Source organism: Myxococcus dinghuensis (assembly GCF_024198235.1).
Classification (GTDB): domain Bacteria; phylum Myxococcota; class Myxococcia; order Myxococcales; family Myxococcaceae; genus Myxococcus; species Myxococcus dinghuensis.
Map to the genome: position 1 here is coordinate 226,379 of NZ_JAKCFB010000002.1, position 14,480 is coordinate 240,858.

Here is a 14,480-nt window from a genome sequence, read left to right on the forward strand (position 1 = left end):
CACGAGCTTCGTCTCCCCCCGAGTGGGCAGACGACCTCGTGAAGCGTGAGCGCCCTCACCGGTGAAACATGGGAATCCAGGGCCCGCTCCGGTGTTGGCCCGGCGATTGAAAGCCCCTTCCGCCACATGGTAGGACGGCCGGGGCCGACCTCGACCGACCGAACACCATGCAATCCCCTGGAGCTGGACGGCCTCGCCGGCGGTTGGCTCGAATCATCGCTGGCGTGCTCCTCGTGCTCGTGGGGCTCCCCGCGCTGGCGCTGCTCGCGGCGCTCATCGCCCTCCATCACCTCGACGCGCCCTGGATGAAGGCGCGCATCCTCCCGCTCGTGGAGGAGGCCTCGGGGCTGCGGGTGGACTACCAGCAGGCGCGCGTCTCGCTGACGTCCGGCGCGCGGCTGGAGGGCGTGGTGGTGCGAAACCCCGCGCCCCTCGACGTCGTCGCTCCGGAGCTGCTGCGCGTCGCCGTGCTGGAGGCGAAGTGGTCGCTCGGCGACCTGCTCGGCGGACCGGTGCGGGTCTCCCACGTGGAAGCGCACGACGTGGCCATCGCCCTGGTGGAGGACGACGCGGGCCACACGTCGCTCGACGCGCTGTCGGGACCGCCTTCGGCGTCGCCGCCTCCTCCCGTCACGGAGGAGCCGCTCGGCACCTCGCAACAGCCCGCGGCGCTCCTCGGCGCTGGCCTGCCGGTGGGCCACATCACCCTCTCCGGCGTCTCGCTGGAGTCCGTGCGCGTCCGACGAGGCGCGGTGGTCGAGCGCTGGAAGCTGCGCGGGCTGGCGGCCGCCATCGACGTGGAGCCAAGAGACGCGGCCTGGGTGGTGCTGGCGCGGCTGGGACAGCCCGGCGCGCCGCTCCCGCTGGAGGTGAGCCGCGAGGGTGACGCCATCGCTCCGGCGCAGGCGCAGTTGGAGCTGGCCCTCTCCGCGGAGCTGGGCGCGAGCGCCGCGCGCGTGCGTGTGGACCTCGATGTGGCGCGGCAGACCTTCGACACGCGCTTCGCGGTGCGCCCGCTGCTGCACGGAACGGTGCTGGCGACGTTCGACGGCGCCCGGCGGCACGTCGCCGTCGACGTGGAGCGCCTCCAACTGGCCGACAGCGCCGAACTCCAGGCCCAGCTCCTCCTCCCGGACGCCTCCGATGCGGCGCCCGTGTTGACGCGGGCCCTGGCGGACATCGACCTGGAGCGGACGCTGCGCGTGCTCCCCGCGGACTGGCGGCCGTTCACGCTCGGACGGGGCAAGCTCCACCTGGAGGCGCGGGACATCGCGTTGAGCGCGATGCCCCGGTTGGGCGCGCAGGGCCACCTCGGCCTGGACGTCGAGGCCGCCGCGTTCCAGTTCGCGCGCGACGACCTCCGGGTCTCGCTCGGTGACGGGCGCGTCTCGCTGGTGGCCACGCCGGATGCACGGACGGGGCTCGACGCGCGGCTCACGTTCACGCTGGGCGGCCTGGACGTCGCGGGCCCCACCGCGGTCCGGATGCCCAAGGCGTCGGGCAAGCTCGAGGGACACCAGTTGCGGCCCGACCCCGGCTCGCCCCTGCAGGTCGCGGGAGACGCCTCCCTGTCCGCGCAGGTGGAGTCGCTGGACGTGCGCGCCGCCGGGCTTCGCGCCACCGCGGAGCGGATGGGCCTGAAGCTCGACGCCCCCCTCGCGGGTGAACCGCCCTTCACCTGGAAGGCCGACCTGCCCGTGGGCGTGCTGCGCGTGGTGACGGCGGAGGGGCGCCAGGTGCTCGACGGCCCCGTGCGCGTGCAGCTCGACGCGTCGGAGGTCCGTCCGCGGATGGAGGATCCCCGGACGAGCCAGGGACGCGCCCGGCTGGTGCTCGACGCGGGGGCGATGCACGCGACGCTGAACGCCACCAAGGAGGCCGACGCGCTGGCGTACACCCTGGACCTCCAGACGCCGGACCTCACCGCCGCGCGTCCCTTCCTGCCCGACGACGTCGCCGCGCGGCTGCCCTGGCAGCACCTGGGCGTGAGCGTGGCCTCCACGGGGAAGCTCACGGCGCTCTTCTCCGCCGCGCCGCGGGTGGACCACCGCACGGAGGTGCGCCTGCAACGGCCCGGCTGGGAGGACGTGGGCGCCCGCAGCGCCGCGCTCGTGCTGCGCTCCCGGGGCGATGCCTGGCGGCACCAGGGGGACCTGGACTTCCGCATCGAGGCCCTCCGCGTGGGAGAAACCGACACCGGGGCCCACCAGCAGACGGTGACGTTCGACGTGGACCGCCGCAAGCCGTCGGTGCGCCTGGGCATCGCGAGCCAGGAGGGGCTGAAGGTCTCCGTCGACGCGTCGTTGTCCTTCGACCGCAAGGCACGCGCGCTCCGCACGGAGCTGGTGGCGGACCTGCCCGAGCTCGGCCCCTTGTCTCCCCTCCTGGCCAAGGCCCGCGTCCCCCGGGAGCTGGAGCCCGCCAAGCTCGCGCTGAAGTTCGACGTGAAGGGCACGCTGCGCGGCGTGCTCACGGACTTCACTTCGGACGGGATGCCCAAGGTGGCACCCGACCCGGCGCGCACCGCCAACTTCGACGGGACGGCGCTGGTGGACGCGCGCGGCATCCGCTGGAGGCAGGACGGCCTCTTCATCAACCTGCCCGGGATGCGCTGGAGCGTCGAGTCGCGCGTCGACGGCCCCAAGCGCGCCGTCCACAGCAACCTGACGGTGGAGAAGCTGACCGTCGCCATGAACGACCGGCGGCTGTCGCTCGCCGCGCTGGCCAGCGACACGGACATCGACTTCACCGACAAGCTGGAGGAGGACGAGGTCGCGGTGAGGCAGCACCTGAAGCTCGGCTCCTTCGAGCAGAAGCCGGCGCTGCCCTACCCCATCCAGGGCGTGGAGGGGACGTTCACGGCGCGCCGCACGCCCGAGGGCATCATCCACGTCCCCGACCTGCAGGTGACCCACGTGGGCACGGGCACCGGGCTGAAGGTGAAGGGCCAGCTCGACCTGAGCAACCACGGGCGGCGGCTGGCGATGCGCGGGGAGCTCACCCAGGAGCTGGCGAAGCTCGCCCAGCCCGGCGTCTTCGAGGGGGACGGCAGCGTCGCCATCGACTTCCGGCTGTCCTCGCCGGACCTGGTCATCTTCCGGACGCTCTCCAACGTCCTCTTCCAGAACGTCAACCTGAAGCTGCCCCAGTCCGGGGTGACGCTCGAGACGCTCGACGGCAACGTCCCCCTCAACGAGAACGTGGCCATCACCGACGACGGCGTGAAGCTGCTGAGCGACAGCGACCTCAACCCGTACTCGATGCTGCGCTTCGCCGACCAGCACCCGCTGATGTCGCGCAGCGGCTACATGTCCGTGGCGCGCATCACCACGCCGCTCCTCACCATCTCCCCGCTCGCCGGCAACCTCTCCATCAGCCAGAACGTGTTCTCCATGAGCCAGTTGGAGATGGGCGTGCGCGGCGGCCGCATCACCGGGCAGTGCATGCTGGACTGGCAGGGGCGCAACTCCACCCTGGAGGCCCACGTGCGGGCCACCGGGGTGCAGTCGTCGCGAGGCGAGCCCTTCGACGGCAACATCGCCGTGGTCGTCTCCGCCAAGGACCGCAGCGTCAACGGCCGCGCGGAGATATTGCGCATCGGCAACCGCCACCTGCTCGACCTGCTCGACCTCGAGGACCCGCTGCACGCGGACCCGGCGACCAACCGCGTGCGCTACGCGCTGCGGCTGGGCTACCCCGAGCACGTCCGGGTGAGCTTCAACCACGGCTTCGGCAGCCTGCGCATCACCATGGGCGGGCTGGCCAAGCTCATCAGCATCGACGAGATCCGGGGCATCCCCATGGGCCCCATCGTCGACCGCGCCATCAACACCATGACGCCTCCAGGGGCCATGCCATGAAACTTCGCGGACTGCTCCTGCTCACCGCCCTCTGCGCGCCCGGGTGCATCCGCGCGCCGGAGATCGTCATGGTCGACCGCGCGACGGCGCTCGAGGAGCAGGCCGCCGGCTCGTTCCAGGAGATGGAGCAGCGGCTGGCCCGCGCCGGCATGAACCCCACGCCGGTGCCCTTCACCCCCAACCAACTGGAGGAGCTGGGCATCCAGCCCACGCCGCTGGTGGAGAACATCGGCAAGACGCAGGCGGACCGGCTCGACGACCTGCTGTGGCGGCACTGCGTGGGCGAGGGCAAGGACGGCCTGCTGGCGGTGACCCGGCGCGACTGCCGCGCGGGCCGGCTGTCCGTCGACGACGTCGCCCTGGTCGAGCGGGTGAACCGCTCCCGGATGCAGTTGTGGCAGTGGATGCACACCGTGCGTCCGGAGGTGCCGGAGGAGGCGCTGCGCCGCAACTGGCACCAGGCGCACGCGGCGGGCGTCATCTGCGGCGGCTGGGTGGAGGCCGCCGACGGCACCTGGGGAGAGAAGAAGTGCTGACGCCCCGGGCCCGCGGCCTGCTGCTCCTGTCCGTGCTCGTGGCCGGCGTGGGGCACGCCCAGGACGACGCGAACGACGGCGGCCTGCGCACGCTCACCCGCCTCACGGTGGGCGTGGGGGACCAGTTCCTCGGACAGCTCGCGCCGGACGGGAACACGCTGCTGTTCGTGTCCAACCGCAACATCGCGACCGAGATCTACACCCAGGACCTGGAGAAGGGACGCGAGCGGCGGCTCTTCGACGAGGGCGCGGACGTCACGTGGCCTCGCATCAGCCCCGACGGGAAGCACCTGCTCTACGTCTCGTTCCGGGAGCAGGCCAGCGGGCAACTGTGCGTGCGGGACCTGCCGAGCGCGGAGAACCGCCGCTGCCTCGACGAGGAGACCAGCGCGCTCCAGGCCGAGTGGATCGACGCGGGCCACATCGCGCTGGTGAGCCGGGCCACCATCCAGGGCGACCTGCGGCTGTCGCGCGTGACGGTGTCGCCCCGGATGAGCGTGAGCCCGTTGCTCGACCGCAACCTCACCAGTCCCACCCTGTCTCCGGATGGGCGGTGGCTGGTGTACGTCCCCGTGGAGCGCTCCGTGCGGCAGGTGGGGCCCGGCTTCGCCGCGCGCGCCGCGTCCCACCTGGAGGCCCTGCGGCTGGACCAGCCCGGCGCGAAGCCCATCGCCCTGGAGCTGGACCTGCCGGGACAGTCCGGGCAGCCGGCGTTCTCCCGCGACGGGCGATTCGTGTACCTGGTGCAGTTCTTCACCGACTCGAACGCGGACGGCGTCATCGACGCGAGCGACCGGGGCGTGCTCTTCCGCGCGCCCTTCACCCCCGCGCGTGACGACGCGTCCACCCAGGCCACCAGCGCCGGGCCGGACCAGCTCACCAGCGCCTCCTGGAACTGCCAGTACCCCACGCCCGCCGCGTCGACGCTCGTCGCGACGTGCTCGCGGGACCAGTCGTTGGACGTGTACCAGCTCCCGTTGGATGGCCAGGTGCCCAGCGACTGGGACGTGCCGCGCCTCAACGAGGAGCTGGCCATGGTGGGGCGGCGCACGGACCAACTGCTGCTCTACCGCCAGCGGCTGCTGCGCGAGGCGCGCCCCAAGCCGCGCCGGCTGTTGATGATGCGGCTGAGCCAGTTCCACCTCGCCTCCGAGGACTTCGAGGCGGCGGAGTTCTACGCGCACCACATGCGCGACGTGAACGACCCGGCCACCGCCGGGCTGGCGGAGCCGCTGCGGCTGCTCATCGAGCACCGGCGCGACATGAAGGAGCACGAGCGCGGCCGCATGGTGGAGGAGCTGCGCGCGGTCATCCGCCGACGGCTGGCGCAGTTGGACCCGGCCGCCGCGCCCAGCCCGCCCTCGGCCGTCTTCCAGCACGTGGTGCGCAGCGAGATGGCCCAGGCCATGGGTGACTTCGTGCTGGCGCGCCAGGAGTTCGAGGCGGCCCAGCCCACCGACACGTCGACCCGCGCGGTGCTGGAGGCCTGGTACGAGCGCGCGGATGGGTTGTTTCGCGCGCTCGACGACCGGGAGGCCCTGATTGCCGCCGCCCTCCGGCTCTCCGTGAACACGGCCTTCAAGGCGGACGACCAGCTCGACTTCGCCCGCTCCGCGGTGCGCACCCTCTACCGGGGGCTCCCGTACGACGAGGCGGACGCCGCCATGGCGAAGGCGCTCGCCGCGGCCACGCCCGGCTCCGCCCACGCGTTCGCGCTGGAGCTGGGCCGGCTCGTCAACGCCGTGCACGAGGAGCGCCCTCCCCGGCCCGTCCGGGACGCGCTGCTCGCGTTCTACCACCAGCAGGAGGACCCGCTGCGCCGCCGGGCCGTGGTGCAGGACGGCGTCGAGCGCGCGGCGAGCCTCGGCGCGGATGGGATGCTGGAGGCCCTGGCGACGGCCTACGTCGACGACGTGCCGACTGGCACCGAGGAGCGCCGCCGGGCCGAGCGCCTGTTCCGGCGCGCCATGTTGGGCCGCGCCTACCGCCGGCTCGGTCGACAGCGGATGGACGACGCGAGGGCGGACTTCGACGTGGTGACGAAGCGCACGGGCTTCCTGGAGAGCGCGGTCGAGTCCATGAGCCTCCGGCTGCGCGCGGGCGTCAGCCCCGACGTCATCGAGAAGGAGGTCACCACCACCTCCAAGAAGATGGCCGAGCCCCTGCGGCACTTCGTGAAGGCGTACCTCATGGCCCGGCAGCTCTCGAAGCTGGAGGACGACGAGGCCCACGCGAAGACGGTGCAGGCGGCGGTGAAGGAGCTGCGCGCGTCGTGGCAGGAGCTCAAGAACGACCGCGCGGTGCACGCGCTCTACGGCGCCATCCACCACGAGGACTTCCTGCGCAGCCGCAACCCGGCCGCCGCCGAGCGCGCCAACCGCCACTACATGGTGGCCCTGGACCTGGTGCGCAACAACCTGCGCTACAAGGCCATGCTGCTGGGCGCGCTGGGTACGCTGCACACACAGGTGGGCAACTTCCACATCGCCCTGGGCTACCTGGAGCAGCGCGACAAGCTGCCCTACGTGGACAACGGCGCGGGGCTGTCCGTGTCCCTCGCGCGCGCCCGGGCGCTGCTGCACGTGGGCCGCGAGAAGGAGGCCGCGGAGGCCGCGGAGCGGGCCCTGGCCATGGTGGACGCGGCGCCGAAGCTGACGGCGCGCTTCCTGCCGCTGGCCGTGGACCGCGCCGCCCTCTACAACCTCGCGGCGGGCCGCTTCGAGCGCGCGCTGGCGCTCTATGACCGGGAGCTGCCCCTGCTCGAGACCGCCACCGACGCGGCCGGAGCGCGCAACCGGCTGGTGGTGCGGCTGGCACGCAGCGCCGCGGCCTCGGGCGCCGGGCAGCCCGCGCGCGCCCTGGCGGACCTGGACCAGGTCGACCGCGAGCTGGCGACGCCCGCCGTGAAGGACACGCTCCGCTGGGCCCACTCGACGCCCGAGCACGTGCAGCGCGGCTACCGCATCATCTCCGCGGGGCTGCGCGCCAACGTGGAGACTCAGCTTGGCCACCTGGACGCCGCCGCGCGGGCGCTCGAGCAGCGCCGCGCCCTGTTCCTGGAGCAGTTCGACGACACCGACCGCGACGAGGACATCCGCGCGGTGACGCTGGCGGAGCTGCGCCTGGCGGAGAACGCCGTGGACCGCGAGGACCCGGCCCACGCGGCCCGCTGGCTGGGACAGGCGCTGGAGCACGCGGACGCCCTGCTCGAGCGCACCCACGCCCCCGTCGACGTGGGGCAGTTGGACGTCCTCTGGTTCGCGGCGCAGTTGCACGCGGCCGGCGACGCGAAGCTCCCTTTCGATGTGACTCAACGCGTGGAGGAGGCCCACCGCGTCCTCCTGGAGCGGAAGGACCGGGCCTGGCGCATGTATCAGGCGTGGTTCGAAATCTACGTGGCGCTCGGCGCGAAGCCCGCCCCCGAGAGCCCGGAGGTGCTGGTGCACCCCGCCCAGCCCTGACCGGGAATTCCGGTCGAAATCAGGCGGGGCTCCGTCCAGCTCATCGGGTGTCACCCACCCGCTGTCAGGAGGCCCGCCCTCGAGCCTGCTGCTCGCATCGAGTCTCGTCGCGCAGGCTCCCGCCTCGCCTCGCACGGCCGCGCAGCTCGCCTCGCCGGCCGCGAGGCTGGCGCTGCTCGCGAGCGGCCAGACGTCGAGCCCCGACGCGCCTCTCAGGCTCCTCCACGCGTGCGACGGGCGGAGCCACATGACGGGGGCGCTCACGCCCCCCGACACAGGACGGCACGGCGCGGAGACTACGGACGCACCATGTTCCCGGGCACCGCGCCGGTGAGGTCCTCCACGCTGTCGAACAAGAGCTGCCCCACGTAGTTGAAGTTGTGGGCCCAGGCCCCCTTGTCCTTCCGGCTCAACTGGTAGTTGTGGGTGGCCTTGACGAGCGCGGGGGTGAAGGGCGCGAACCCGTTCGCGGAGACGGCCTCCGTCGCGCTGCACGTGCCGTCCTTGTCCGTGTCCTTGAAGAAGTACGGATTGACGTCGCCGTTGTAGCAGAGGCCATTGGCCGTCACGCCGCGCATGGCGGTCATCAAGCGCGCGGCCATGCCATCCACCTCGGCGCGGAGCGACTCGGAGGTGTTGCCGTCGCCGTCGTAGTCCAGGAGGTGGACGTTGCGAATCTGGTCCGCCGAGTCCTGGTCGGCGTGACACGTCTCGCAGCGCGTGTTCCACACGTCGGCGATGCGGAAGGTGTGGTTGCTCACGCCGGGGACGTGGCAGCTCGTGCACTGCGCCCCTCCCATGTGCGAGAGCCGCCCGGCGTACGTCCGGCCCGGATACTCGTAGCCCGCGCGCGCCAGCGTGCCCTCACGCGTCCCGGCGGCCGGCATGTAGTGGACGTTCTGGAACCGGGGCGTCCCACCGGCCGCCAACGCCGTGTCGATGGTGGACTTCGAGGCGCGGCCGATGTGGCAGTTCGCGCAGAGATTGTCCTGGCCGGGCAGGGTCACCGTGGTGCCATCCGGCAGCCACACCTTCGCAGGCACGTAGACGGCATAGTCCGGCGCGAAGCTCTCGTGGCACGTGGAGCACTCCAGCCCGTTGGCCGTCTCCGGCACCGTCTGCCCCACGCCGTACTGCACGAAGAACCGGTAGCCCTGCGCGCCGCTGTGGCAGCGCGAGCACCCCGCCTGCACGGACTCACTCGAGTCCCAGTTGCGCGCGGCCTTGCTCGCGCCGTTGAAGTGGCCCGGGTCGTTGCGCACCAACAAGGACGTGTCGAAGGGGTCGACCAGCACACCGTTGAGCGACTGAATCGAGTCGTGCAGGAGCTGGATGATGTACTTCGCGTTGTGCGCGAACGCGCCCGGATCGACGCGGGCCAACTGATAGTTGAACGCCGCCTTCTGGAGCCGGGGCGTCCAGCTCGCATACGCGTTGGTGCTCACGGACTCGGCCGTGGAGCACGTCCCGTTGCCGTCACCGTCGCGGAACCAGTAGGGATGGGCATTCCCGTAGCAGAGCGACTGCGCCCGCTCCGCGCCGTAGCGCTGGATGGTGGCGAGCAGCTTCTCGCGCAGCCCCTGGATTTCGTAATAGATGCCCTCCGTGCGGTTCTTGTCGCCGTCGTAGTCCTGGTTGCGAGAGGCCATCTGCCGGATGTTCCACGCCTGGGTGACGTCCGTGACGCCCGGGTGGCAGGTCGCGCAGGCATCCCACCGGACGCGGGTGGAGTGCGGGTCGTGGCACTCGTTGCATTTGTCGAAGTCCGGCACGTGGCGGAACCGCGTGTCATAGACCTGTCCGGCGTACTGGTAGCCCCCGGCCGCCTGACCGGCGAAGAGCGTGGCGGCGGCCGGGTAGTAGTGGATGTTGGTGAAGCCCAGGGCCGGCGAGGCCGTGTCCTCCCCCACCACGCCCGCGTCGGCGACCGCCGCGTCGATGTCCCTCCCGGAGGCGCGTCCCTGGTGGCACACCATGCACCGCGCCTCCGCGCCCAGCCCGGTGACCTCCTTGCCCGAGGGGAACTCGACGGCCGTCAGCCCAGACGCCGCGCTGTCGTGGCACGTCTCGCAGCGCACCACGGACTGCGTCTTTCCCGGCGCATCCACGCGCCCCGGAGCGGACCCATCCCCGCCCAGGAAATCGATGTAGCCCTCCGAGCTGTGGCAGCGCGCACACGTCGTGGGCACGAGCCCCTCCGCGTTCCAGTGCGAGAAGGCCTCCGCCGTGGTGTCCGCGTGCGGAGAGCCCGCCCAGGCCACGAAGTAGGGCACCTGAGAGGGGTCCACGCCGGCGTCTCCCGCCGACGGGCCGACCACCACCACCGCGTGACGCCCCTCCAGTCGGGAGCGAGTCCCCACGACCTTCACCGCCGTCTCGCCCACGCCGACGCCCGTCACCAGGCCGGTGTCGTCCACCGTGGCGATGGCCGGGTCCTCGCTCTCCCACGTGTAGCCGTCGTCCGTGGCCTCGCGCGTGGCGGCGGTGAGCTGGAGCGTCTGCCCCACGAGCACCGAGTGCGCCCCGGTCGTGGTGATGCCCGGGTTCGCCGTCTCCAGCTTCGCGCAGGCCCCCAGCGTGAGGAGGCAGGACACCCCGGCGACCAGGAGCAGTGGCGTTCGTCTCATCGGGTCCCTCCCGGGAAGTGCGTGTGTCATGGCTGCGCGCCTCCGGCGATCCACGCCAGGAGCGTCTGGTACTCGGGAGTGCCGTCCGCGTAGATGGCGCCTCCGCCGTGTCCCGCCCCGGACGCCTTGCGCAGCAGGCGGCTGCCCGCGGGAGCCGCGGTGTCGGTCAGGGCGCTCGCCGCCTGGAAGTCCCCGTCGGCATCACCCGTCAGCACGAAGCCGGTGTTGCCCGCGGCGCCGCCAGCGCGATGGCAGGACTGACAACCCGATAGCAGCAGGGGGTGCGCGTCGGTGGCGAAGGAAGGCGCGTCACCTCCGCCATCCCCCGCGCCGCCACCATCCCCGCCGGACGGAGTGCCCGCGTCGGCGGTGGGGTCTCCCCGGTGGAAATCCGCGCAGCCCTGGATGAACAGGAGCGGGAGCAATGCGACCAGGGGTCGGAGCCTAGAACTCATACGCCACCACCAGTCGCGTGAAGTCGTCCGCAACCTCGTCCACCTTCTCCAGGTTCCAGAACTGGAAGAGGCCCACGCTCAAGCCCTTCCACCGGGCGACCGCGCCCACGTTGTGGGCGGAGGCGTCCTCACGCGTGAGCGCGGTGGAGTCGAGAATCTGCCCGCGCTGGTTGCCGAAGGTGCGGAGCCCCTGCCGGTATTGCAGGTAGAGCCAGTCGGTGGGATGGAAGCGCAACTGGAAGTAGCTGGCGAAGTGGTAGTAGTCCGCGCCGGGACCGCCATACCCCTCCGCCTCGCCGCCGGAGACGTCCGCGCGGAGGAACCCCGCCGCCAGGGAGAAGCGCTCCAGCACCGGCAGGCCCCGGGGGCGCCACGACGCGACGTCCAGCGACTGGAGGAACAGCCTCCGGCCGAACCCGAGCGAGTTGTAGTAGGCCGAGTACCACAGGCTGAGCGGCCCCCAGGAGCCCCCCAACCGCGTCCCGAGGCCCAGGCGCGTCTGCTCCAGCGGGGCGAAGTCCGACTGGAGGTTGAGCACGGAGTCGGCCCGCCGCAGTTGGTAGCCGGCGATGACGTAGACATCCGCGGAGAGGAGGAACGGCCCTTCACGGCGCTGCACGTTCGCCGTCACGCCCTCGCGCGCGAACACGGGCGGCAGCACCTTCTGGTCGAAGCCCGCGAGGCCGCCGTAGCTGTGGTGGAACAGCGGCTCCGCGCCGAAGGGCACCAGCACCTTGCCCGCCTTGGCGGAGACCTTCACCGGCCAGTCCTCGCCGCTGACGCGGTAGCCGACCTCCCAGAACTGGAGCGACAGCATCTCCAGCGTGAGCGTCACCGGGTCCGACGTGGACTGACGCGTCAGGAAGAGGAAGTGGTGGTAGCTGCGCAGCGCGTTCGACGCCCCGCCCTGGAACGGCTGGTCGTTGTAGCCCAGGCGCTCGTAGTTGAGGTCGAAGCGCCCGTTGAGCGTGAGCGAGCCGAGCACGGGGAAGGTGCCGAGCTGGACACCCGGCGGAGGCCCACCCGAGGACGCGGCGGGGCGCTCGGCGGGGGGAGGCGCCGCCACGGCGACGGCCGGAGCGGGAGACGGAGCGGTGGCCACGGCGGGCTTCGCGGCCCCGTGCGCGCCCCCGTCGATCCATCGGGCCAGGAGCGCGAGCTCCGCGCTCCCCTGCTCCCACACCGCGCCGCCCTGGTGGGCGTCACCGCGCGCGCGTTGATACAGCAGGCTCGTGGCCACGGAGCCGGGCGTCACCAGGGCCAACACGGTCCGCAGGTGCGGCTCGGGCTCCGAGCCGGCCACGTAGCGCGTGGACCCGGCGAAGCCATCCGCCGCGTGGCAGCCCGCGCAGCCCGCCAGGAGCTGCTCGTGGATGCGGGGAGCGAACCGGAGCGTATCGTCGGAGACGGCGGGCGCCGCGGGAGCGTCCACCGCCTGTGCGACGGGAGCCGCGGGAGCGTCCACCGCCTGTGCGACGGGAGTCGGCGGCGGAGGGGAAGCCTCCGCCACGCGCGCGGGCGCGGACGGCTCGGAGGAGGTCGCCACCGTCGAGGGGCGCGCGGAAGCGGAAGGGGCCGGAGGCGGTGGGGCCTCCACGGCCACGGCGACGGCACGACCCGCGGGCGCGCCGGCGTCGATCCACTTCACCAGCGTGGCGTACTCCGGTGACTCCGCCGCGAGCGACTTCTTGCCGCCATGGAGGGTGGCGCCGGTCCCCTTCTTGAGCAGGGGACTCTGCGCGGCGGCATCCACCTTCACGAAGCGCAGCGTGCTCTCGAGGTCCGAGCCATCACCGCGCAGCACCCAGCGCGTCTTCCCGGCCATGCCCTCGGGGCGATGGCAGGAGCCACACCGGGCCGCGAGGATGGGCCGGGCGTCGTCCGCGAACGTCGGGCCACGAGGTCGCGCCGCGGCGCCTGGCCGGGGCGCGGACGGGGTCGCCACCGGTGGGGTCGTCGCCCCGGTCGGCGCGGTGGGCGCCCCCGGTGACTCGGGGGAGCCCGCGTCCGCGCTGCCCTGGCCCGAGGGCGCGGGCGTGGGAGGTCGCTGGATGCCCAGCCGCTCCTGGAGCTGCCGGCGCTTCTCCTCCTGGGTCTGCGCGCGCGCGGGCGTCGCCGTGGCGAACAGGAGCACGCACATCCCCAGGGAGCCCAGGTCAACGAGGCGCATGGCAGGCCTCGCAGCGCATGGAGGCCGGCGCCTTGGCGGCCCGGCCATCGTGGCAGCTTCCACAGTAGCGGCCCTCCCGCATGTCCTGGTGGGTGAAGCCCAGCGGAGCCTGGGGGAACACCCCGGGATGACAGGTGTAGCAACGCTGCGTCTCGTGAGCCCAGTGCGAGAACCGCGCGGGGACGGGCGCCGCGCGTGGCTCGAGCGGCGGGAGCCGGACATCCTGGGGCGTATTGACCGCCAGGATGGGGGACGCGAAGAGCAGCGGCACGACGAGCGCCACCCACCATCGCCAGCGCTGAAGCACGGCCCGCGCACCCTGGGCCCCGGGAGTCCGAGTGCTCATAGCGCCTTGCGCTCCTGGAGGATCTTCCAGACGGTCACCCCGTAGAGACAGACGCCCAGCAGCACCAGCGGCACCCCGACCGCCGTGAACACCACGAAGGTGATGGGCGACCAGAACAGGGTGGTGAAGAGCTGGACCAGGAGCCCCGCCAGCACGAGCAGGGCCGCCCTCCGGATGCGCTTCTCGTGGGTCATGGTCGTCGCTCCGGCAGCCAGAAGTTCTGGGCCTTCACGCCCTCCAGGTCGTGCGCGAGGTCGTGGCAGCCCAGGCACGACTTCGCGCCACTCTGGAGCTCCGCCTGGAGGTCCTGGTGTGGGGGGGCCTCCAGGAAGCTCCGCGCGTCGCTGTGGCAGTGCAGGCAGTTGTAGTTGGGGTACGGCTGATAGAGCTTGGGCCGCTCGGGGATGGTGCCGAAGTAGTGGACCCAGACGTGCTTGAGGCCGTTGAGCTTCGCCTTCGCGTCACCGAAGAGGGCGTAGTCCGTGTGGCACGCGTAGCAGGTGGTGTCCCGGCTGATGAGCCGCTTCTGGTAGTGGACCGCCGACAGCGCCGTGGGGTTGTCCACGAAGAGGCTCTTGCCGTACGGCTCCATCTCGTGACAGCTCATGCAGAACTGCGTCTGGGACGATTCGCGCACGCCCACCGCCACCCCGGCGCCGGTGACGACCAGCGGGAGGATGGCCAGGCCGGCGAGCAACACCAGTCGCCCCAGATGGCTCGCGGTGAGGACTCCCGCCGCGGAGGCAATCAGCGCGACCAAGACCGCCACGGCGATGACAATCACTATCAAGAGGGTGGGCAGGCGGCACCTCGCTCCCACCTCTCTACAGGAGCCTCATGGCCGCGTGAACCCACAATGACGTCTCAACGCCAAATCATGCGTCGCCACGCCAGATGCCCGGCCAATGACACGCAAAATCTGCACGACGTATCCGGTGAGCGCAAAACCTGCGCGCCATCCGGCTCCGAGGCTCGACGTCGTGGGAAGGCCCGCCCGCGAATCCAGCGAGGCGGGCCCTCGACCA

9 protein-coding genes are annotated in these 14,480 nt (G+C 72.1%); 3 read left to right on the forward strand and 6 right to left on the reverse strand.

Annotated elements, in window-relative coordinates; genetic code table 11:
- Positions 1–203 precede the first annotated feature (203 nt).
- From LZ198_RS03585 to LZ198_RS03595, 3 genes are read left to right on the forward strand one after another with little or no spacing between them, the layout of a single operon-like run.
- Positions 204–3,860, forward strand: coding sequence for a hypothetical protein (locus LZ198_RS03585; protein ID WP_323381888.1), 3,657 nt, complete (start codon positions 204–206; stop codon positions 3,858–3,860).
- Positions 3,857–4,396, forward strand: coding sequence for a DUF1318 domain-containing protein (locus LZ198_RS03590; RefSeq protein WP_253970442.1), 540 nt, complete (start codon positions 3,857–3,859; stop codon positions 4,394–4,396). Before LZ198_RS03585 ends, LZ198_RS03590 begins: the two co-directional genes overlap by 4 nt.
- Positions 4,390–7,857, forward strand: coding sequence for a hypothetical protein (locus tag LZ198_RS03595; protein WP_253970443.1), 3,468 nt, complete (start codon positions 4,390–4,392; stop codon positions 7,855–7,857). The genes LZ198_RS03590 and LZ198_RS03595 overlap by 7 nt, the downstream gene beginning before the upstream one ends.
- A gap of 296 nt (positions 7,858–8,153) precedes the next feature.
- On the opposite strand, the gene LZ198_RS03600 is transcribed toward LZ198_RS03595, so the two are convergent.
- From LZ198_RS03600 to LZ198_RS03625, 6 genes are read right to left on the reverse strand one after another with little or no spacing between them, the layout of a single operon-like run.
- A complete protein-coding gene (locus tag LZ198_RS03600; RefSeq protein ID WP_253970444.1) occupies positions 8,154–10,484 on the reverse strand; it encodes an Ig-like domain-containing protein in 2,331 nt (776 codons plus the stop codon).
- 26 nt (positions 10,485–10,510) lie between these two features.
- A complete protein-coding gene (locus tag LZ198_RS03605) occupies positions 10,511–10,939 on the reverse strand; it encodes a hypothetical protein (protein ID WP_253970445.1) in 429 nt (142 codons plus the stop codon).
- Positions 10,929–13,109: a hypothetical protein gene (locus LZ198_RS03610; RefSeq protein WP_253970446.1), complete on the reverse strand. Its 2,181-nt coding sequence runs from the start codon at positions 13,107–13,109 to the stop codon at positions 10,929–10,931. Before LZ198_RS03610 ends, LZ198_RS03605 begins: the two co-directional genes overlap by 11 nt.
- Entirely contained in the window at positions 13,096–13,455 is a 360-nt protein-coding gene (locus LZ198_RS03615) for a c(7)-type cytochrome triheme domain-containing protein (protein ID WP_253970447.1), read from the reverse strand. The genes LZ198_RS03610 and LZ198_RS03615 overlap by 14 nt, the downstream gene beginning before the upstream one ends.
- Positions 13,452–13,649 carry a hypothetical protein gene (locus tag LZ198_RS03620; protein WP_253970448.1) on the reverse strand — a complete coding sequence of 66 codons (198 nt, stop codon included), beginning with the start codon at positions 13,647–13,649 and terminating at the stop codon, positions 13,452–13,454. Before LZ198_RS03620 ends, LZ198_RS03615 begins: the two co-directional genes overlap by 4 nt.
- Positions 13,646–14,224, reverse strand: coding sequence for a NapC/NirT family cytochrome c (locus LZ198_RS03625; protein WP_253970449.1), 579 nt, complete (start codon positions 14,222–14,224; stop codon positions 13,646–13,648). Before LZ198_RS03625 ends, LZ198_RS03620 begins: the two co-directional genes overlap by 4 nt.
- Between the last annotated feature and the right edge of the window lie 256 nt (positions 14,225–14,480).